Annotated in this window: 20 protein-coding genes; 5 read left to right on the top strand and 15 right to left on the bottom strand. The window is 39.0% G+C overall.

Annotated features, from left to right (window positions below; all coding sequences use genetic code 11):
* Positions 1-66 precede the first annotated feature (66 nt).
* The 4 genes from HDE68_RS09750 to HDE68_RS09735 all read left to right on the top strand — a co-directional run bounded on the left by HDE68_RS09750 (position 67) and on the right by HDE68_RS09735 (position 3,724).
* Entirely contained in the window at positions 67-834 is a 768-nt protein-coding gene (locus HDE68_RS09750; RefSeq protein WP_183881309.1) for an ABC transporter ATP-binding protein, read from the top strand.
* 12 nt (positions 835-846) lie between these two features.
* Complete coding sequence (locus tag HDE68_RS09745; protein WP_183881307.1) at positions 847-1,938, top strand: ABC transporter permease; 1,092 nt, start codon at positions 847-849, stop codon at positions 1,936-1,938.
* A 110-nt stretch (positions 1,939-2,048) separates the two neighbouring features.
* The gene (gene eno / locus HDE68_RS09740; protein WP_183881306.1) at positions 2,049-3,341 is read left to right on the top strand and encodes a phosphopyruvate hydratase; all 1,293 of its coding nucleotides are present in this window, start codon (positions 2,049-2,051) and stop codon (positions 3,339-3,341) included.
* An 83-nt stretch (positions 3,342-3,424) separates the two neighbouring features.
* Positions 3,425-3,724, top strand: a complete 300-nt coding sequence (locus HDE68_RS09735) for an FtsB family cell division protein (RefSeq protein ID WP_183881304.1) — start codon at positions 3,425-3,427, stop codon at positions 3,722-3,724.
* Here the strand turns inward: HDE68_RS09735 and HDE68_RS09730 are convergent.
* From HDE68_RS09730 to truA, 15 genes are all read right to left on the bottom strand, one after another.
* Entirely contained in the window at positions 3,721-4,332 is a 612-nt protein-coding gene (locus HDE68_RS09730; protein ID WP_183881302.1) for a trimeric intracellular cation channel family protein, read from the bottom strand. The two genes, HDE68_RS09735 and HDE68_RS09730, sit on opposite strands and share 4 nt — an antisense overlap.
* A gap of 13 nt (positions 4,333-4,345) precedes the next feature.
* Positions 4,346-6,427: a hypothetical protein gene (locus HDE68_RS09725; RefSeq protein WP_183881300.1), complete on the bottom strand. Its 2,082-nt coding sequence runs from the start codon at positions 6,425-6,427 to the stop codon at positions 4,346-4,348.
* A gap of 325 nt (positions 6,428-6,752) precedes the next feature.
* The gene (gene fabG / locus HDE68_RS09720; RefSeq protein WP_183881299.1) at positions 6,753-7,496 is read right to left on the bottom strand and encodes a 3-oxoacyl-[acyl-carrier-protein] reductase; all 744 of its coding nucleotides are present in this window, start codon (positions 7,494-7,496) and stop codon (positions 6,753-6,755) included.
* An 82-nt stretch (positions 7,497-7,578) separates the two neighbouring features.
* Positions 7,579-8,634, bottom strand: a complete 1,056-nt coding sequence (locus HDE68_RS09715; protein WP_183881297.1) for an agmatine/peptidylarginine deiminase — start codon at positions 8,632-8,634, stop codon at positions 7,579-7,581.
* Positions 8,618-9,493: a carbon-nitrogen hydrolase gene (locus HDE68_RS09710; RefSeq protein ID WP_183881295.1), complete on the bottom strand. Its 876-nt coding sequence runs from the start codon at positions 9,491-9,493 to the stop codon at positions 8,618-8,620. Before HDE68_RS09710 ends, HDE68_RS09715 begins: the two co-directional genes overlap by 17 nt.
* Positions 9,494-9,588: 95 nt before the next feature.
* Positions 9,589-10,722, bottom strand: coding sequence for a hypothetical protein (locus tag HDE68_RS09705; RefSeq protein WP_183881293.1), 1,134 nt, complete (start codon positions 10,720-10,722; stop codon positions 9,589-9,591).
* Position 10,723: 1 nt separating this feature from the next.
* A complete protein-coding gene (locus tag HDE68_RS09700; protein WP_183881291.1) occupies positions 10,724-11,356 on the bottom strand; it encodes an ABC transporter ATP-binding protein in 633 nt (210 codons plus the stop codon).
* 74 nt (positions 11,357-11,430) lie between these two features.
* On the bottom strand, positions 11,431-11,646 hold the full coding sequence (locus tag HDE68_RS09695) for a cysteine-rich CWC family protein (protein WP_183881289.1): 216 nt from the start codon (positions 11,644-11,646) through the stop codon (positions 11,431-11,433).
* Positions 11,647-11,725: 79 nt separating this feature from the next.
* A complete protein-coding gene (locus tag HDE68_RS09690; RefSeq protein ID WP_183881287.1) occupies positions 11,726-14,104 on the bottom strand; it encodes a ribonucleoside-diphosphate reductase subunit alpha in 2,379 nt (792 codons plus the stop codon).
* Between the two features lie 77 nt (positions 14,105-14,181).
* Positions 14,182-15,153 carry a ribonucleoside-diphosphate reductase small subunit gene (locus HDE68_RS09685; RefSeq protein WP_221300704.1) on the bottom strand — a complete coding sequence of 324 codons (972 nt, stop codon included), beginning with the start codon at positions 15,151-15,153 and terminating at the stop codon, positions 14,182-14,184.
* Positions 15,154-15,535: 382 nt separating this feature from the next.
* The gene (locus HDE68_RS09680; protein WP_183881285.1) at positions 15,536-15,934 is read right to left on the bottom strand and encodes a septal ring lytic transglycosylase RlpA family protein; all 399 of its coding nucleotides are present in this window, start codon (positions 15,932-15,934) and stop codon (positions 15,536-15,538) included.
* Between the two features lie 136 nt (positions 15,935-16,070).
* Positions 16,071-16,547: a methionine-R-sulfoxide reductase gene (locus HDE68_RS09675; RefSeq protein WP_183881283.1), complete on the bottom strand. Its 477-nt coding sequence runs from the start codon at positions 16,545-16,547 to the stop codon at positions 16,071-16,073.
* Between the two features lie 161 nt (positions 16,548-16,708).
* On the bottom strand, positions 16,709-17,581 hold the full coding sequence (gene sucD, locus HDE68_RS09670) for a succinate--CoA ligase subunit alpha (protein ID WP_183881281.1): 873 nt from the start codon (positions 17,579-17,581) through the stop codon (positions 16,709-16,711).
* A 747-nt stretch (positions 17,582-18,328) separates the two neighbouring features.
* Positions 18,329-20,101, bottom strand: a complete 1,773-nt coding sequence (locus tag HDE68_RS09665) for an ABC transporter ATP-binding protein (RefSeq protein WP_183881279.1) — start codon at positions 20,099-20,101, stop codon at positions 18,329-18,331.
* Between the two features lie 4 nt (positions 20,102-20,105).
* The gene (truA, locus tag HDE68_RS09660) at positions 20,106-20,864 is read right to left on the bottom strand and encodes a tRNA pseudouridine(38-40) synthase TruA (protein WP_183881763.1); all 759 of its coding nucleotides are present in this window, start codon (positions 20,862-20,864) and stop codon (positions 20,106-20,108) included.
* 78 nt (positions 20,865-20,942) lie between these two features.
* On the opposite strand from truA, the gene HDE68_RS09655 reads away from it, so the two are divergent.
* A complete protein-coding gene (locus HDE68_RS09655) occupies positions 20,943-21,401 on the top strand; it encodes a DUF4293 domain-containing protein (protein ID WP_183881277.1) in 459 nt (152 codons plus the stop codon).
* Positions 21,402-21,528: the final 127 nt, after the last annotated feature.

The raw sequence follows: 21,528 nt of genomic DNA, 5'->3' as shown, positions 1-21,528 counted from the left end.
CGACATTTTAAGAAAGGATTGAGTCACATCAATCCTTTTTACATTAAACCTTATTACATTTATCTCATGGATAAAACGAATACCATTATCAGTGTCCGTAATCTGGTAAAAAATTATGCTGACTTCACAGCAGTCAAAGGGATTAGTTTCGACGTCTATCAAAATGAGATCTTCGGACTACTGGGCCCTAACGGTGCAGGAAAAACGACTACTTTAGAAATTATCGAAACACTCCGGGAGAAAACTTCGGGAGAAATCACAGTAGATGGCCTTTCTGTAGATAAAGATGCCAACGAAATCAAAAGGATTATTGGTGTACAATTACAGGCAGCGGGTTATTACCCCAACCTGAACCTTGTGGAGCTGATGGAACTTTTTGCCGGTTTATATGGCGTAAACATCAAACCTATGGAGATGCTGGAGAAAGTAAATCTTCAGGATAAAGCCAAAGCAAAATTCAAAGCACTTTCTGGCGGACAGAAACAACGCTTTTCTATTGCGACTACTTTATTGAATTCTCCTAAAATTATCTTTCTGGACGAACCTACAACGGGACTTGACCCTCAGGCACGCCGTAACTTATGGGACCTGATTATCGACATCAGGAACAATGGAACAACGGTAGTACTGACCACCCATTATATGGATGAAGCAGAGCAGCTTTGTGACCGTGTCGCTTTTGTAGAACATGGTGAAATCATTGCATTGGACACTCCTGACAATCTGATAGATCAGTTAATCAACAGTGGATTCGAGAGAAAAAAAGAAGTAAAGAAAGCTAATCTCGAAGATGTATTTATCAATCTTACAGGCCAGGAATGGCGTGAAGGCTAAATGAGCTCAAAAATGAACAAATCATATAACAACACTAAAGCCACACTGGCACTCGCTAAGGCAAGTTTCAGATCTATTACCCGCAGCCCTTCGGCTGTAGTCTTCACACTGGCCTTTCCACTGATTTTCATCCTTGTATTTGGTTTTCTGGGAGGCGGAGGTGTAAAATTAGATCTTGCCGTAGCACCAGAATCTGACCTGCAGAACCCTGTGATTATCGCCCTGCAACATACCTCAGTAGTGCATTTAATTACAGATAAAAATAACGCGGAAATTCAGCAGCGTCTGGAAAAAGGAACTATTGCAGGTGTAATTGATGTCCGTAAAAACAGTATCGCTGAACCTGCTTATTTAGCAAATGTAAAATACACATCTGCCTCGATGGATAAAGGGAATATCCTTAAATCTATCTTAAACAACCTGATGTATACTTTAAATACGAAAGATTTAAAGCCATCAGTAGCAGAGCTGAAAGAAAGTACAGTTCATGGCAGAACTTACCGTACCATTGATTTTATCCTGCCCGGACAGCTTGGCTTCTCTTTATTGAGCACAGGTGTGTTTGGAACAGCCTTCGTCTTTTTCAGTTTAAGACAAACCCTGGTTATTAAACGTTTCTTTGCTACGCCGGTAAAAAGATCAAGTATTATCCTTGGCGAAGGACTTGCGAGAATCGGTTTTGCCTTAATCGGGGCGCTGTTCATTATCCTGATTGGTCACTTCTTATTCCATTTTACACTCGTACATGGAGTCACGACAGTCCTGAACATGCTGATCCTATCCACCATTGGTGTGATTGTTTTTATGGGCTTTGGTTTCGTCGTTTCAGGTATAGCAAAAAGCGAAAGTACAATCCCTCCTATCTCAAATATTATTACCTTACCACAATTTTTATTATCTGGTACGTTCTTCTCTATAGAGAACTTCCCAAACTGGTTGCAACCAATCAGCAGGGCATTGCCGCTGACCTATTTAAACGATGCAATGAGACAAGTTGCTTTTGAAGGCGCAGGGCTATGGGATGTGAAACAACAGATTTTAATCATGGTGATCTGGGGGATAGGAATATACGCGGTAGCGGTGAAGGTATTCAAGTGGGAATAAAATTATAGGGAAATCAATCCTGATAATTTATAATTTTATTTTAACTTTGATCATCACCTGGTAATTGTATTATTTACACTAAGGAGATAAAAACACTTAAAACAACTAAAATGAGTTTAATTATTGATGTTCATGCAAGGCAAATCCTCGATTCAAGAGGTAACCCTACTGTTGAAGTAGAAGTAATCACTGAAAATGGCCAAATGGGCCGTGCTGCTGTACCATCTGGTGCAAGTACTGGTAAACACGAGGCTGTTGAGCTAAGAGACGGAGATAAGAAAGTTTACATGGGCAAAGGTGTATTAAAAGCCGTTGAGAATGTGAACAAGAAAATAGCTAAAGAACTTCAGGGTATCGATGTTTTTGAGCAAAATCTGATTGACAAGGCGATGATTGACCTTGATGGTTCAGAAAACAAAGGAAATTTAGGTGCAAATGCAATCTTAGGTGTTTCTTTAGCGGTAGCTAAAGCAGCAGCAGCAGAAAGCAGACAACCATTATACCGTTATATCGGTGGTGTAAATGCAAATACATTACCTGTTCCAATGATGAACATCTTAAACGGTGGTGCACATGCGGATAACAAAATCGACTTCCAGGAGTTTATGATTATGCCATTGGGTGCCAGCAGCTTCTCTGAAGCATTACAAATGGGAACTCAGGTATTTCACCACCTGAAAGACGTATTAAAGAAAAAAGGTTATTCAACAAATGTTGGTGATGAAGGTGGTTTTGCACCAAACATTGGCTCAAACGTTGAAGCAATCGAAACTGTTTTAACAGCGATTGAAACTGCAGGTTTCACTCCTGGTAAAGATATCTGGATCGCTATGGATGCAGCTGCATCTGAGATGTATGATTCAAAAACTAAAACTTACAACTTCCATAAATCATCAGGTGAGAAATTAACTTCTGACGAAATGGTTAAATATTGGGTTGACTGGGCTAACAAATACCCTATCATCTCTATTGAAGACGGTTTAGATGAAGATGACTGGAATGCATGGGAAGCTTTAACTTTAGCTATCGGTAACAAAGTACAGTTAGTAGGTGATGATTTGTTTGTAACTAACGTAAAACGTTTACAACAGGGAATCGATAAAAGCATTGCTAACTCTATCTTAGTCAAAGTAAACCAGATCGGTTCATTGACTGAAACTATCAACGCTGTATCATTGGCTCAAAACAATGGTTACACGTCTGTAATGAGTCACCGTTCAGGAGAAACTGAAGATACAACTATCGCTGATTTAGCAGTAGCTTTAAACTGTGGTCAGATCAAAACCGGTTCAGCTTCACGTTCTGACAGGATAGCAAAATACAACCAGTTATTACGTATTGAAGAAGAATTAGGTTCTGCTGCACGTTTTATTGGTAAAGATTTCAAATTCTTGAAAAAATAAGCTGGATTTTTCAGTTTTAGCATAGGAAGCATAGTCGGAAACGGCTATGCTTTTTTTGTATTATAATTTATATCTTTGTTTATATGAACAGATTACTGGAAATCTTTCGCAACAAATACTTTCTTTCTGCTGTGGCATTCGCAGTCTGGATGATGTTCTTTGATAAGAACGACATGCTTTCTCAATACGAGTACCGTACAGAAGTTCATAAACTGCAGGAAGAGAAAGATTTCTATGAAAAGCAAACTGCCGAGGTGAAAAAAGATCTGAACGAGCTGAACACCAATCTGAATACGGCAGAAAAATTTGCAAGGGAAAAATACTTTATGAAGAAAGACAATGAAGATGTCTTTGTGATCATCAGAGCTACTCCTAAAGACTAATACCCAAATCTTGGCAAACTCAGTTTATAACGGACTACGACTACCCGGAGTGCGAAAATAAACCCGATAACCAACACTTTTGCCACGTCCGCTTTCAGGTTAAAGAACAATAAGGTAAAATACAGAATCCCGCCAAGGATACAGGCTGTCGCATAAATTTCCTTTTTAAAGATCAAAGGGATTGTATTCAGTAAAGTATCCCGGATTATTCCGCCGAAACAACCAGTAATCGTACCCAATGCCACACATATCCCCGGACTCAAACCAAAAGCAATCCCCTTTTGAATTCCCAATATGGTGAATAGCCCCAACCCCATAGAGTCAAAAAGGAACAATGTAACGGTAAACCTCTTGCGGTGTCTTTTTAAAACTATAGTCAGCAGAGAGGTCACCAGGATCAGCAAACAATAGTTTACGTCTCTCATCCATTTAACGGGTGTATCACCTAACAGTAAATCGCGGACAGTACCGCCACCAATAGAAGTTACAAAAGCAATAATTAATACACCAAAAGGGTCAAGGCGCCGCTGAATAGCAGAAAATGATCCGGATATCGCAAAAGCAATAGTCCCTAAAATTTCTATAACCTGAGAGGTAGTAAATTCCATAAATTAATCTTTATTACAGCGCTGAATTTCTTTTACGTACAAACCATTCTATACTAAGCAATACTAAAATCAGTACAAATAAACTCTTAAAATTGATTAATTCCTCATACTTACGGTCTTCGTAACTCCATGTTTTTAACTGGTTACTTTGAAGCAGGTCGTCCTTAATTTTTAAAAGCTGGTCTGGAAGATACAATTTTCCATTGGTCTGGCTGGCTAACTGATATAATAATTGATGATTTGCCAGTGTCTGCTGAAATTCGGCAGTTAAGGTATTTACAAAAAAAGAACCTTTATCCTGATAATGCTGGCTTCCCAGTGAAGTACTGGCTGTATAGCTGTAATTACCAGGAGGCAATATACCAGCATCCAGCTGATAGGAAGATTCAAATCTGGAAAAGGTAAAGTTATAAGTCTTTCCTTTTTCATCTTTTAGCAGTAAATTGACATCAGGTGTATTTACCGGTTGATAACTATCATTGTATAGTATTGCATTCAAGAGTATCCGGTCATTCTCTTCAAACGTATTTTTAACCGGCCTTACCCTGAATTTTCTACGGTCGTCCTTCACAGAAAGATATTGTGTGATTTTGCCAAGCAGCTCATTGAACACCGGGGTCTGAGGATTTTCACGGGCTTCTGACAGTTTCCACTTCCATAAACCTTCGCCAATCAGATAACCAGTTTTACGCCCGTTATCATTCATAAAAAATAAAGCCGGACGGTCTGTCTTCATTTTGCCATTGCGCTGATCCAGTACAACCTGCTGGTTACCCAGCCCCTTAAATAAACCAGAAGGTGCCTGCAGCGGATCAAAATTTTCAATTATTTTACGGGAAGCAGGATCTAAATCAAAAATGGACAGGTTTTTATCTACATCACTATATTGATACTGAATGGCATTATTTCCCGAAAAACTAACTTGCTGCTGCACCTGGTTAAACCTGTTCAGATTACTTTGCGCTCCTATGATATACCATACAGGAACCTTTTCAGCTTTTATCTTAGTCAATAAAGTATTCGCATCGAATTGATTATCCGGCAACTGATATAAAATAATCAATCCATATCCTTTAGGATCAATCTTTAGCAAATCATCATTCAGTACTACAGAAACTTCATGGTGTTTATTCAGACTGATTGCTTGTTTGAGTGCTGCCAGATCAGGATGCGGGCCCGCAGCAGCAATTAATACTTTCTGACGCTCATCAATAACCTCCACTAAAGTTTGAAAAATGTTGTTTTTCACCGAAATCTCTTTTTCAACCGGAGACAGCGAAATGATATATTTATGCTGACCCGTTTTTGAAGCTTTCAGATTAACCGGAATATTTTTCGAAAACAGTTCAGAATTTACGCTCACCGTCTCTTCATGAACCTTTTTCCCATCTTCCAGCACAGTTAATTTAACAGGAACACCATTGCATTGATAAGCTTGTACCTGTACTTCCATCCTGAAATCATTATCCAGATAAACCAGGTCATTGACATTTACAGCGCTAATTAAGATATCTTTTTTGGGAATCGTATCACCCAGGGCAATGGTATAAACAGGTGCTTTTAGCGAAGCCAGCTCCTGTGCCGGATTCCCTCCCCTGTTAAATACGCCATCTGTAGCCAGAATGACTGCGCCAACATTTTTATTCATCAGCTCATCACTAAGCTGTTTAATTAATTGAGTAGCATTAGTTAATTTCCCTTTATAGCTAAAATCAAGCCCATCAGTTACCTTATCACTAAAGCTGTAGCCTCTTACCTCATATTTATCTGAAAGTCCGGCCTGTAGCCGCTGAACATCTTTTCTGTATTTAAGGCTGTCAAATCCAGCTGGTGTAAAAGCACCAATAGATTCAGAATTATCCTGAGCGATAACTATAACAGGCTTTTCCAGTGTATAACTTATTTGCTGAATCAGTGGAGAGAACAAAAGCCACAGGATCAAAGACATCGTTACCGTTCTGCCAATAGCTAAACCTATCCTTAACTGACGCGTCAGATTAGACTCCCTCCAATAGAGCAGCCAGGCAAAAAATAAACCAGTAGCTAAGCAGCCAGTAAATGCAAGGAAGGTATAAAGGTTAAAGGTCTCATTCATAGGTTAGAGTAAAGATGCTGATTTATGGTGATTTTCAAGCCCTAAAAAGGCCAAAAACGAAGCGATCGTAACTAACTGCAAATCAACACACTACAAGCGCCTTATCCAGACCTTTGTTAAGTCCTCTTTCACGTCTTGTTCAGAACTTGTTTGCATTGAGCTGGATTTAGCCTGTATAAAGTGTTTAATTCTGGTGTTTAACATTTTTTTACGCTCTTTTCCCCTCAGCGCCGAACCAGTTTTCATCCCCAAAGAAAAAGGGTAAGAACCCATCCCCTGACAGGAAGATTCTTACCCTTTACCATAAATTATATGAAATGATACCCTATAACATACCACCGCAAACCGACAATACCTGCCCGGTTACATAGGCACTCATATCAGAAGCAAGGAATACACAAACATTTGCTACATCTTCTGGTTCACCGGCGCGTTTCAATGGAATACCTTCTTCCCAGCCTTTGACAACTTTAGGATCTAATACATCAGTCATCTCTGTACGGATAAATCCAGGTGCAACTACATTAGTACGGATATTTCTTGAGCCTAATTCTTTAGCAACAGATTTAGAGAAACCAATGATACCTGCTTTAGAAGCTGCATAGTTTGCCTGTCCTGCATTTCCCTGTACACCTACTACTGAGCTCAGGTTAATGAAAGATCCTTTACGGTTTTTCATCATCACTTTTGAAGCTGCTTTAGTAACGTTAAAAACAGATTTCAGGTTTACGTTGATCACGTCATCCCAGTTTTCTTCGCTCATACGCATCAACAAACCGTCTTTAGTAATTCCGGCATTGTTTACAACGATATCAATAGTACCAAATTCAGCAACGATATCACTAATTAGTTTTTCTGCTTCATCAAATTTAGAGGCATCAGAACGGTATCCTTTGATTTTAGTTCCGAAAGATTGTAATTCCTGCTCTAATGCTTCTCCCTTTTCTACTGAAGACAAATAAGTGAAAGCAACATTCGCACCCTGTTCTGCAAATTTCTCCGCTATTTTGCGGCCTATTCCTTTTGAAGCACCAGTAACTAATGCTGTTTTTCCTTCTAATAGTTTCATTTAGTGTTTGTATGTTATTTAATAATGGTTAGTTCAAGTTTAAATCCGTCAATCCAATCTGAATCCAGCTTTTCGGAAAATCTTAAATTGCCGGTTCCTGCTGGCTTAAGCAATGGAAACTTCCCAGCCCCCAGATAATATCTGTAGAATCAATTCCAATAACCTCACGGTCAGGAAAAGCACCTTTAATAATATCTAATGCAATCGAATCATTTACATCTCTGAAAGTAGGTACGATTACCGCAGCATTTGCTATATAGAAATTAGCATACGAAGCTGGTAAACGGGTATCTTCATGTATAACCGGTGATGGCATTGGTAACTGGATAATGTTTAAAGCCTCTCCGTTTAATAAACGCATTGCTTTCAGTTCTTCCAGGTTCTCTTTTAAAAGAATATAGTTCTCATCCAGCGGATTTGACTCCACAACAGTCAATACTGTATTGGCATTCACAAAACGGGTAATATCATCGATATGGCCATCTGTATCGTCTCCGACAATACCATCTCCAACCCATAAAACCTGTTCTGCGCCGTAACACTCTTTCAGATATTCTTCGATCTGTTCCTTGTTAAGATGTGGATTTCTGTTTGGATTTAACAGACAGGCTCTGGAAGTTAAAATAGTTCCTGCCCCATTAAATTCTACAGATCCGCCTTCCATTACAATACCCGGATTAAATACCGGTAAGCCAAAATGATCTGCAATACGCGTAGGTATAACATCGTCCAGCTCATAAGGAGGATATTTTCCACCCCATGCATTATACCCCCAGTCAATAACTACTTTCTGCTGTTCCGCTTTTGGGTTTAATAAAAAAGCAGGTCCGTGATCACGGCACCAGGCATCATTACTTGGGTTGAAATAGAATTCAATCTGTGTTAAATCTGCACCAGCTTCTTCCAGTTTCGAAATGGCAAAAGCTTTGGTTGCTTCATCGTTCACATTGATCCTTACCTTCTCTCCACGGGCTACAACTTTGATAAATTCACAATATGGTGCATAAATCGTATCAATCTTACCAGGCCATGAGGCTTCTTTATGAGGCCATGTTAACCAGGTTGCTTCATGTTTTGCCCATTCAGCTGGAAAGCTATATCCGGCTTTCTTCGGAGAGTTATCAAATAGACTCGTCATCAATATATCTTTTGGTAATTGGTGAATAAGTTTCAATTCTTCTGTCACGTAAAAAAGGCCAGTGTGTTCTGTAACTGTCAGATTTAGACAAGTCAAGTTCTACGACTTTTAATTCTTCTTTATCGTGCGAAGCCTGGTATAAAAGTGAACCAAATGGATTCGATACAAATGACCCTCCCCAGAAAGCAACACCAGCTTCTTCACCTACACGGTTAATACTTACTACAGGTACACCATTCGCAATGGAATGTGATCGCTGAATAGTCTGCCATGCATTATATTGTTCTTTATTAGTTTCTTCATCCTGTGTAGTTGCCCATCCTATTGCGGTTGGGTAAACCAGGAAATCAGCGCCCATTAAAGCAGTAATTCTTGCTGCTTCAGGATACCATTGATCCCAGCAGATCAGAACTCCTATTTTTGCATATTTAGTTTTGAAAACTTTATAGCCCAGGTCACCAGGAGTAAAATAGAATTTTTCATAGAATCCAGGATCATCAGGGATATGCATTTTACGGTATTTACCTAAATATGCACCATCAGCATCCAGAACAGCCGTAGTATTATGATATAATCCTTCCGCTCTTTTTTCGAATAGAGAGGCAACAATTACTACGTTTAATTCTTTGGCAACAGCCGATAAAACATCGGTTGACGGGCCTGGAATAGTTTCTGCTAATTTGAAGTTTTCATAATCTTCAACATCACAGAAATATAATGAGGTGAAAAGCTCCTGCAGACAAACCACCTGGGCTCCCTGTGCCGCAACTTCGCGGATCTTTGCAATCGCCTTATCTAAATTTTCTTGTTTGTTATTGGAACAGGTCATCTGCACCAATCCAACTTGTACTTTAGCCATTCTTTGAATTTTTGTGACCACAAAGTTAACAGAAAAAATTTTCTGTAGTCCATTATTCTGAAAAGGGTCTCTCAGGCATCAAAAAGGGCTTAAAATCAGAATTTTATATACGTCTCCGGCTTATAATAATATCGGTAGAAAAGAAGATACGAAATAAGCAGGCTTGCGCTAAAAGCTAATCTGGGCAAGTCAAACATGATGATATAGAATGATAACATAAACCATCCGAATACCCATAACAGGTACCGGTACATTCTCAAACCCATCAGGTGTAATATACTGCGGAAAAGCAGTGCTGTACTCAGTCCAAAAAACAGCATTTCCAGAGCTGCAGGCAACGGAAATTTAGATAAACACCAAATACATTCGGGCAGAATAAGCAGAAAATAGATGAAGGAAAAATTGAAAAACAGACGGGACCTGTTATAAGGGAGATTTCTGGCAAAACTCAGAGAGGTCTCTTTAAAACGGTGTTCCTGAAAAATCAGCACGCTATGTAAGGTCACAATAGAAAGCATAATCAGATAAGGCACACGTAAATCCTGTTTAAAATCAGCAAAAATATAGAGTATACCAGTCATCACTAATAAGGATGCTATTTTAGTCAGCAGGTAAATCAGTTTGTACCGGTCAAACAAATGATACATAAACAGGCTTGAAAAAGGTTTGCTCAGCTTACTGCTCATCCTGATCAGCAAAGCAGATTTCCTGGTTTTATTAATCCGGTTAACCAGATATACATATAGCCATGCACTTATAGAAGCCAATAACAAGATATATACCAGTGTAATTGCAGGAATCAGGTTTGCATGATAAATGAACCCCAGTACCGTTGCAAAAAGCCAATAACCTAAAAATGGCAGAGAGATCATTAACTGTACACAAAACCAGCTTTTGAACTGTCTGGCCTTACTGAAAGAGGTAATACCATAAAACAGGAACTGGTTATTTTCCAGCTGTAATTGTGCAGCTACATATCGCCAGCTTTTGATCGTATAAATCAGCCAGCAGGCGAAAACAAGCAGCATCATTACCGGGGTGATAATAAAAGTCATCATTAACATCAAATGATAAAATGTAGATTCTTCCATTTGATAAACACCCGCAGTATTGATAAAGAAGCAATAACTTATAATCGTGACAAACAGAAAAAGCAAAAGCCCGGACTGCTCCCTGTAAAAGCGATAAGCAAATATTTTAAGCAATACCCTGGTGAGCGATCCGGACATCTCAATTAAGTTTTAAGGATTGATGTTCGATTAAAATCTCTTTTACAGCCGGCAGTATTATACTTTCAAGAGGCTGATGGGAAGCTAAAAGAAAACTGGTCTGATCTTTAAAATATTTTTCAGCAATCCATTGATAAAGAACTTCCAGCGATTCTACATCTACAGTGATCAGGGGTTCATCCAGTAAAATAATTTCAGGCTGCCCCAAAAAGGCCAGGATCAGAGATAGTTTTTTCAGCATTCCACTCGAATAGGTTCCCAGCGGACGGTTGATATAAGACTGCATCTTCATGCTTTCTATATAATAGTCTTCCTGTCCTTTGGCAGCTCCTTTCGCCTCAGCGAACAAACGGACCATTTCTTTACCCGTTAAAAATTCAGGAAAAACAGGTTCGGCCTCCGCAAAATTAACCAGTTTACGAAAAGCAAGGGTTTGTCTTTTCACGCTGATATCGGGGTGAAGAATAATATCTCCTTTAAAATCCAGTATTCCGGCTATTGTTTTTAGCAAAGTGCTTTTTCCGGACCCATTAGCTCCTTTGATCCAGTAAATACCAGGCTCAATAGTAAGGTCAGCTATTTTTAAAGCAGGAAAGGAATGATATGATTTCTGAAAATTGACAAATCTGAGCATACTGTACCTTTAGGGTATTAGGACAGCGGCAAATGAAAATTGTTACGGCTTTAAAAAAAACGGGGATACAGCGCTTATGAAGACGAAGTTTGTGTTAAAGAATCCCTGTATTCCTGTTGCAATTCGAACAAACATTTAGCGCAAAGACAGCTATCATAATGCTCGCTGATATACTGAACTTCATTCAGGTCAAGGTATACTATGCTGCACTGACACTTAGTATAGGAATTAGCCTTGCACTCAATAGGTACACCGCAACGTTCGCATGGTATAATTTCGTGTTTGGCCATTTACAAAGAGGTATAATACAACAAAAGTACGGTAATTTGAATTACCGTACTTGTTGCCTTTTATTTTATGAGATTTAGATTATCCTGAGCAGCTGATGCAGCCTTCTTCCATTGAACAAACCGGACCATCAGTGATTTCTTCAACCACCTGTCCGATATGTTCCGGAATTACAGGTTCCATGTTTTTACCAGCCTGGTTCTCTACTGTGAATTTAACAGCCTGAGAAGCAGCTTGTGTACGCAGATAATACATTCCTGTTTTTAATCCTTTCTTCCATGCGTAGAAGTGCATTGAAGTCAGTTTAGAAGTGTTAGGTGCGTTGATAAACAAGTTAAGGGATTGCGACTGACAGATATAAGCACCACGATCGGCTGCCATATCAATGATACTGCGCATTTTAATTTCCCAAACTGTTTTATACAATTCTTTGATATAATCAGGGATTTCAACGATGTCCTGGATAGAACCGTTAGCCAAAATAATTCTGTCTTTCATTGCCGGAGTCCATAAACCTAAAGCAACTAAATCTTTCAATAAGTGTTTGTTAACCACGATAAATTCACCGCTCAATACACGTCTTGTATAGATGTTTGAAGTATAAGGTTCAAAACATTCATTGTTACCTAAAATCTGAGAAGTTGAAGCTGTAGGCATTGGCGCAACCAATAAAGAGTTACGTACACCGTCTTTAACTACTTTTTTACGTAAAGTTTCCCAGTCCCAACGGTTACTCGATGGAGTTACGTTCCAAAGATCAAACTGGAATTTACCTTTTGATAAAGGAGAACCTTTGAAAGTTTCATAAGCTCCGTCTTTAACCGCAAGATCATGCGAAGCAGTCATTGAAGCAAAGTAAATCGTTTCAAAAATCTCTTTATTCAGTTCTCTTGCGCCTTCACTTTCGAAAGGTAAACGCATTAAGATAAATGCATCTGCAAGTCCCTGTACACCTAAACCAACCGGTCTGTGACGCATGTTAGAGTTCCTTGCTTCTTCTACCGGGTAGAAGTTATAATCAATAATTTTATTCAGGTTTAAAGTAGCCTGATAAGTTACATCATATAATTTTTGGTGGTCAAATTCTCCGTTGATTACATATCTTGGTAAAGCCAGTGAAGCTAAGTTACATACCGCAACTTCGTCTTTAGAGGTATACTCAATGATCTCAGTACATAAGTTAGAACTTTTGATAGTTCCTAAATTCTGCTGATTAGATTTACCGTTTGCGGCATCTTTATATAACAGGTAAGGAGTTCCGGTTTCAATTTGTGAATCCAGGATAGCAAACCATAATTCCTGAGCTTTGATTGTTTTACGGGCACGGCCTTCTTTTTCGTAACGGGTATATAACGCGTTAAATTCTTCTCCCCAGCATTCTGCAAGTCCTGGTGCTTCATGTGGACAGAACAGGCTCCATTCGCCATTTTCTTCTACGCGCTGCATAAATAAATCGCAAACCCAAAGTGCATAGAATAAGTCACGTGCGCGCATTTCTTCTTTACCGTGATTTTTACGTAAATCAAGGAAAGCGAATACGTCTGCATGCCATGGCTCCAGATAGATTGCGAAAGCACCTTTACGTTTACCTCCACCCTGATCTACATAACGTGCAGTATCATTGAATACTTTTAGCATAGGTACGATACCATTACTGGTTCCGTTTGTTCCACTGATATAAGAACCTGTAGCCCTTACGTTGTGGATACTCAAACCAATACCGCCAGCACTTTGTGAGATTTTAGCAGTTTGTTTTAAAGTATCATAAATTCCTTCGATACTATCATCCTGCATAGATAATAAGAAACAGGATGACATTTGAGGTTTAGGTGTTGCTGCATTAAATAAGGTAGGCGTAGCATGGGTAAACCAACGCTCACTCATCAGGTTATAAGTAGCAATTACGCTATCGATATCACCTTTGTGAATCCCTACAGATACACGCATAAATAAATGCTGAGGGCGTTCTACAATTTCACCGTTAATTTTAAGCAGGTACGATTTTTCAAGGGTCTTGAAACCAAAGTAATCGAAACCAAAATCTCTGTCATAAATAATTGTGCTGTCTAAAAGATCAGCATTTGCCTGAATAACTTCCCAAACATCTTCAGCAATTAGAGAAGCAGATTTTTCAGTTTTAGGATCTATATATCTATATAACATTTCCATCGTCTTTGAGAACGATTTCGTGGTATTCTTATGCAGATTTGACACGGCTATTCTTGAGGCTAATAAAGCATAGTCCGGGTGTTTAGTCGTTAAAGAGGCAGCAGTTTCAGCAGCAAGATTATCCAATTCTGAGGTTGTAACACCATCATACAATCCTTCAATTACTTTCTTGGCTACATCTATAGGATCAACAAGTTCTACATTAAAGCCATAACATAACTTTTCGATGCGGGCAGTGATCTTATCAAACCGAACCGCTTCTTTGCGACCATCTCTTTTTTCTACAAACATATTTTCTTAGGTTTTATGCTGCTTATTCTTGTTGTTCAAGGCAATTCCGAACATAGGCAACAGTTTATATTCTTTTATTAAAAATCATCATCCAGAGAGAAAGCCGAAGCTTTGTCTTCTGAAGACGTCAACACACCACTTTTCTGGTAATCACCAACACGTTTCTCAAAGAAATTGGTTTTTCCCTGTAATGAAATCATTTCCATGAAATCAAACGGGTTAGTAGCGTTATATATTTTATCATAGCCTAATTCACTTGACCATCTGTCAGCCACAAATTCAATGTACTGAGACATTAGTTTGGCGTTCATACCGATCAGTGCAACCGGCAATGCATCTGTTACAAATTCTTTCTCTATCTCAACAGCATCTTTGATGATACCATGAACTGCTTCCTGAGAAAGTTTGTTTTTCAGCATTTTATAAAGCAGGCAGGCAAATTCGCAGTGCATCCCTTCGTCTCTTGAGATCAGCTCATTGCTAAAGGTTAAACCTGGCATTAATCCACGTTTCTTTAGCCAGAAAATAGAGCAGAAACTTCCACTGAAGAAGATACCTTCTACAGCCGCAAAAGCAACCAGACGTTCTGCGAAGTTTCCTCCGTCGATCCAGCGTAATGCCCATTCTGCTTTTTTCTTTACACAAGGTACAGTGTCAATGGCGTGGAACAGTCTGTCTTTTTCAGCTTCATCTTTGATATAAGTATCAATTAATAAAGCATAAGTCTCAGAGTGGATGTTTTCCATCATAATCTGGAAACCATAAAAGCAGCGTGCTTCTGGTAACTGGACTTCACTCATAAAGTTAACTGCAAGATTCTCATTTACAATGCCGTCGCTGGCTGAGAAAAATGCCAGGATGTGAGAGATAAAGTGGCGCTCTCCATCATTAAGGTTATCCCAGTGTTTTTGATCATCAGACAGATCAATCTCCTCTGCCGTCCAAAAACTAGCTTCACTCTTTTTGTACATTTCCCAGATTGCCGGATACTTAATTGGCAAAAGTACAAAGCGATCTTTGTTCTCTTTCAGTAATACTTCTTCTTCCATGGGTATATTATAAGGGTAATAAACGATGTCAATATGTGTAAATCCTCTCAGACAGTCCTTTTAGTAGACTGAATCAGCAAATCATAAGATTTAAATATAATAAGGGCTTGCATTTGACTATAAAATACTAATTACTAAACCGTTACCTAACAAATTATTGATAATTATGTCAGAATTTTTGTTTAAACAAATATAAACTTTGATGCTTTTAAACGTTAGCAATAGTTGTTAACAAGCGGACGTAGTTATCCACAAGCGGAGACAAAAATTACAGTTAATTTACTTTGTAAAGTTGTTATTGATTTCTGCTGTTATTAAAGAAGCATTAAAAAGCTGTTAATAACATTCGCAAATCTGACTATTGCGACCTGATATTCAGGATTTAAGAGGATTTATCATAGCTGATTTTTACTTTGGATTGTCCTTTTCTGTAAAAACCCAGCTCTTTAGCGGCTTCTTCTGAAACATCGATAATATATCTTTTTGTAAAAGGGCCTCTGTCATTGATTTCAACATCTACTGATTTTCCGTTGGCGATGTTGGTTACGGTTACGATTGTACCAAGGGGAAGTGTGCGGTGTGCAGCTGTTAATTTCTTTCTCCGGTATTTGGCTCCGCTGGTAGTTCTTCTGCCTTCAAACTTCCTATGATAATAGGTTGCCATTCCTGTTTTTATTCGCGTAGCAAGGTCTAACGTTGTACTGTCTAGCGTTGTAGTATCTCCCTGTGCGTCAACCCGCAAGAACAGGAACATACTCAATAAAAGCAAACAATATTTCATATTTAATTTTGTTGGTGAACTTTCAAAGGTAAGCAAAAAAATTACATCCCACCAAAAAAAAACGCCCAATGATCTGATCATCGGGCATTTACACAAATACCAGAGGGCATTTACAGGGTTTAAGTTATCTTAAAAGCTATTTATCGGGAACAAAATTCATTGAAATTGAGTTCACACAGTTACGTGTATTTTTTGCTGTAAACCCTTCCCCTATGAACACGTGTCCAAGGTGTGCTTTACAGTTTGCGCAGACGATTTCGGTACGTGATCCGTCTGCATCCGGAATACGGATTACCGCCCCTTTGATCTCATCATCAAAACTTGGCCAGCCGCATGAAGACTCAAATTTCGACTCTGAACGGTAAAGGGGTGCATTACAGCGTTTGCAGATATAAGTCCCTTTTGCTGTATTTTTTAGTAACGTTCCTGTTCCTGGATATTCCGTGCCTTTGTGCACAATTACATCCTCTTCTTCTGCAGTTAGTTTATTCCATTCCATTTTGCCGGTGTTTTTGGGTGTAGGTTGTTTTTCCTGTTTCTGAGCGCAGGCCATCAGGCTGCAAATGCAAACCAGCCCCGCTATAAATATTGATTTACTGATGATCGTTCTCATACGCTATATACGTTTAAACGGCAGCTCATAGTTTTTAGCACAAAGCTGATTTAAGCTGACAAATACATGATAAAAATGCATTTACAAAAAAAGAGGTTCGTTTTGATGCGAACCTCTTTTATATTAGATCTTGCCTGGGCAATTTCTTGATTTAAGAAGGATTATTTCTTTAATAATTCTGCCATAGCTTCACCGATTTCAGCAGGACTTTCTACTACACGGATTCCGCATTCTGCCATAATTTTCATTTTAGCAGCAGCTGTATCATCAGCACCACCAACGATAGCACCAGCATGACCCATTCTACGTCCCGCAGGAGCAGTCTGACCAGCGATGAAACCTACAACTGGTTTTGTACCATGTTCTTTAATCCAAAGCGCAGCTTCAGCTTCCATACCACCACCAATTTCACCGATCATGATGATACCTTCAGTTTCAGGATCATTCATTAACAATTCAACAGCTTCTTTAGTAGTTGTTCCGATAATCGGGTCTCCACCGATACCGATTGCTGTAGTGATACCTAAACCTGCTTTCACTACCTGGTCAACTGCTTCATAAGTTAATGTTCCTGATTTAGAAACCACACCTACTGTACCTTTTTTGAAGATAAAACCTGGCATGATACCAACTTTAGCTTCATCAGCAGTAATAACACCCGGACAGTTTGGACCGATTAAACGGCAATCTCTTCCAGCAATATATTCTTTAACCTGAATCATATCCTTTGTAGGGATACCTTCAGTAATACATACAATAACTTTTATTCCAGCTTCAGCAGCTTCCATAATAGCATCTGCAGCGAATGCAGGTGGAACAAAGATAATAGATACATTAGCTCCAGCTTGATCAACCGCATCTTTAACCGTGTTAAAAACCGGTCTGTCTAAATGAGTTTGTCCGCCTTTACCAGGAGTTACCCCGCCAACTACGTCAGTTCCGTATTCTATCATTTGTGAAGCATGGTAAGTACCTTCATTTCCGGTAAAACCTTGTACAATTACTTTTGAATCTTTATTTACTAAAACACTCATGTATCTATAATTTTTTATGCAAATCTAAGATTATTGAATGGAATGGCAAATGCATTTCCAATTATAATGAAAAGAATGTTTCTCAGCAGTAAGGGGGTGGCGTAAGAAAACTTTAATAAAATAAGAGTATAGTAGTTTTATGGCTGGCGTTCCTTGAAACAGGAACGATGCCAAAAAACTACTATACTCTTATTTTATTTCGATATCTGACTTGTTTAAGGGTTAGACAGGTGAAAATTAAGGAAGACCTGGTTGGTGGTTATCCGGAGAGAATCAGGTTAAATGAAGGTTAAGTTAGATGGGTTAATTATTTAGCAGGATAGTTGGATAGTACAAAATTTGACACCCAGTAAAGAAATAATATTGTTTTTTAGTCAAAAAGATAATTTGACTTCTCACTTATGGTGAACCTGTTTGATAGAATACCTTATACTTAGTAAATATATATTGACATCTTATGCTTAATTGTGTGTGTTGATACTTAACAATATGCAATATCTTAATAATATGCAGTATCGTAAAAAATTGTAAGCATAAGCACCCCTGTTTATTAAATTATCATGCAAAGTATCAATATTAAGTGCTAAGCTCATGAACACGAACCATGATCACCAACCAACAAAGGAGCGCCCCCGAGGGGTTAAAAATGTCATCATAAAAAAGCAACAGGTGTATTCGGGCATCAGCTCCGGCATGGAGCGTAGGCCGAATACACCTGTTACTTTTTTATGATCTTTTAGACAAACCTTAATTAGCGACAATCCCAACAGAGTGAAACTGCAAATCGTACAATTTCTTATAATACCCGTCCAGTTTCAGTAACTCCTGGTGATTACCAATTTCCTTAATCTCGCCCTTATCCAGCACAATAATCTGATCTGCTTTCTGTATTGTTGACAAGCGATGGGCAATAACAATAGAAGTACGCCCTTTCATTAACTTATCGATAGCCGTTTGAATCAGCATTTCCGTTTCTGTGTCTACAGAAGAAGTTGCTTCATCCAGCACCAGAATCGATGGATTATACACTAGCGCCCTGATAAATGAAATCAGCTGTGCCTGCCCTGCCGACAGCGTTGCACCACGCTCCATTACATTATACTGATATCCTCCCGGAAGTCTCTCTATGAAATCATGTGCGCCTACTTTTTGTGCAGCGTCTACCACCTCATCCATTGTGATCTTTGGATTATTCAAGGTGATATTATTAAAAATAGTATCAGAAAACAGGAAAACGTCCTGCAGTACAGTCGCAATATTATTTCTCAGATAGCTTAACTCGTAATCATCAATACTGACACCATCTACTTTAATCTCCCCTTTCTGAATCGCATAAAAACGGTTCAGGATATTAATGGTAGAAGATTTCCCGGCTCCGGTAGCACCTACCATGGCCACTGTCTGCCCCGCCTTTACTTCAAAAGTAAGATCCTTTAACACATAGTTCTCGTCATTATAAGCGAACCAAACTTTATCAAAAGAGATATTACCAGCCATTTTCTCTGGTTGATAAGTCCCGCTATTTGTAGTCAGCTCTTTCGTATCTAATACTTTAAATACGCGCTCCGCCCCTACCATCCCCATTTGCAGCGTATTGAATTTATCAGCAAGCTCTCTGATTGGCCTGAAAAGCATGCCGATATAAAGAATAAATTCGGCGATAGTACCGGGGGTAACATCCAGAGGTTTACTAAGTATACTTCTGGAACCATACCAGACCAAAAGACCCAGTGACATGGCAGATATAATTTCTACGACAGGAAAGAAGATGGAATAATACCAGTTTGAACGAATATTTGCATCGCGGTAACGGGCATTGATCTTTTTGAATTTACGGAATTCCTGGTCTTCTCTCGCAAAATACTGAATGATAGAAATACCTGTGATATGTTCCTGCAGATAGGTATTCAGGTTGGAAACTTCAGTCCTGATTTCCTGAAATGCAGATTTAATAGATTTCTGAAATACAGAGGTTGCCATAATCAGCAGTGGCATAGGCAGCAGCACAACCACTGTCAGCTCCCAGTCTGCATAAAACATGACTGCTATGATGGCAATGACCTGTAGTATATCACCAATGATAACAATCAGACCTTCCGAAAAAATATCGGATATAGTTTCCAGATCGGATACTGTACGGGTAATCAGTTGTCCTATCGGAGTTTTATCAAAGTATTGCAGTCTGAGCTTAGTGATATGATTAAATACATTAATCCTCAGATCGCGGATAGCAGACTGCCCGAGCGTATTGGTCAGCAGTGTGTGGCTATACTGAATGACACTTTGTACAACCAGTAAAAAAAGCATCAGCAGGGTCATCATCACCAATCCGCTGTGCTGTCCCTTCAGAATATAATTATCTAAGGTGTATTTGATCAGGAATGGTCTTACCGGCGCAATCAGCGCAAGCAGTATGGTTAAAATAACCGACCAGATAAATATGCTGCGGTAAGGCTTTACATACTGAAAAACCCTTTTCAGTAAGCCAACATTTAACGCATCACCTGTAATTTTCGACATATAATTATTTTACAAAAGGATAAATGATATTCACGAGGTAAAGACCACAGGCAGGTACTGACTGCCCGGCATTACTCCGGTTTTTACTTCCTATAATTTCTTCCAGCTGCGCAAGTCCTATCTCTTTTCTGCCAATCAGGATTAAGGTTCCAACAATTGCACGGACCATATTCCTTAAAAAGCGGTCTGCTGAGATAGTAAATATAAGCCCATCAGCCGTTTCACGGAAATAAGCCTCGGTAATTTTACAATTATTTGTAGCCGTTGAAGTATTAGACTTACTAAAACTAGTAAAATCGGTATAGTTTAACAGCGCTGCCGCAGCAATATTCATAGCCTCAATATCCAGCTTACCCTTATAGAGCCATGACCGGTTCAGCTTGAAAGGGTCTTTATGGAAATGAAAATGGTATTCATAAGATCTGGCTGTCGCATCAAAACGTGCATGCGCCACCGGTGAAACACCGAAGATCCTTTTGATAGCGATAGGGTAAGGCAAAAGAGAATTCAGGCTTCCCACTGCATTCATAGCAGCTGCTTCTGTGACATCCTGCAAATCTGCATGCGCAAAAAATTTGCTGGCATGAACACCTGCATCGGTTCTGCCACAGCCTAATGTTTCAACAGGCTGCCTGAAGAAAACAGATAAAGCTCTATCCAGTTCCTGCTGAACGGTTATTGCATTCGGCTGCGTCTGCCAGCCATGATAGCTTGTTCCATCGTAGGCTAATTCTATAAAAAAACGTTGTGTATTCAATGTAATGCAAAAATACTTTTTTCCGCTTAACAAGACAGACGTTTAATGTCTTTTAATATATTTGTTGGAAATTATTAAATTGATATGATACAAAGAGTCCAATCCATCTGGTTATTTTTAGCATCTGCTGCACTGTTTTTACTGTTAATTTTACCTATTTTAACTGTGCAGGGCAATACCGGGGATTTGTCATTCCAGATTAGTGGTATTTATCAGAAGGTTAATAATATCAGCCAGAAAACGGCATCTTTTACTGCACTTTTTGGGGGAACAATTCTTACAGCACTCATTTGCCTGGCCAATATCTTCAATTTCAAAAACAGAACATTACAAAAACGTATCGTCCTGCTTACGCTGATCCTAATCCTTGTTCTGATTGGCTGGACAGCAAGTTATGCACTCAATACACCTAACCTTTTACAAAGTTCTACTATCGGGACAGGCGCATTTTTACCCTTGCTCTCCATTATTTTCTGTCTGCTTGCAATCCGGGGTATTAATCAGGATGATAAACTAATCAGATCGGCAGACAGACTAAGATAAACGGCCCCACTGGCTGTAACATCACAATTTTTGCTGGCTGGTTAACCCCTTTTATCTGCTAATTTTTTTACTTAAAGGTCAAATAGCCTAACCATTAACACTCAAAAAGTTAAGCTTATAATTATTA

It is taken from the genome of Pedobacter cryoconitis (genome assembly GCF_014200605.1).
Taxonomy (GTDB): Bacteria; Bacteroidota; Bacteroidia; order Sphingobacteriales; family Sphingobacteriaceae; genus Pedobacter; species Pedobacter cryoconitis_B.
The sequence above is the reverse complement of the archived record's forward strand: the minus strand, read 5'-3'. Positions and strand labels throughout refer to the sequence as shown.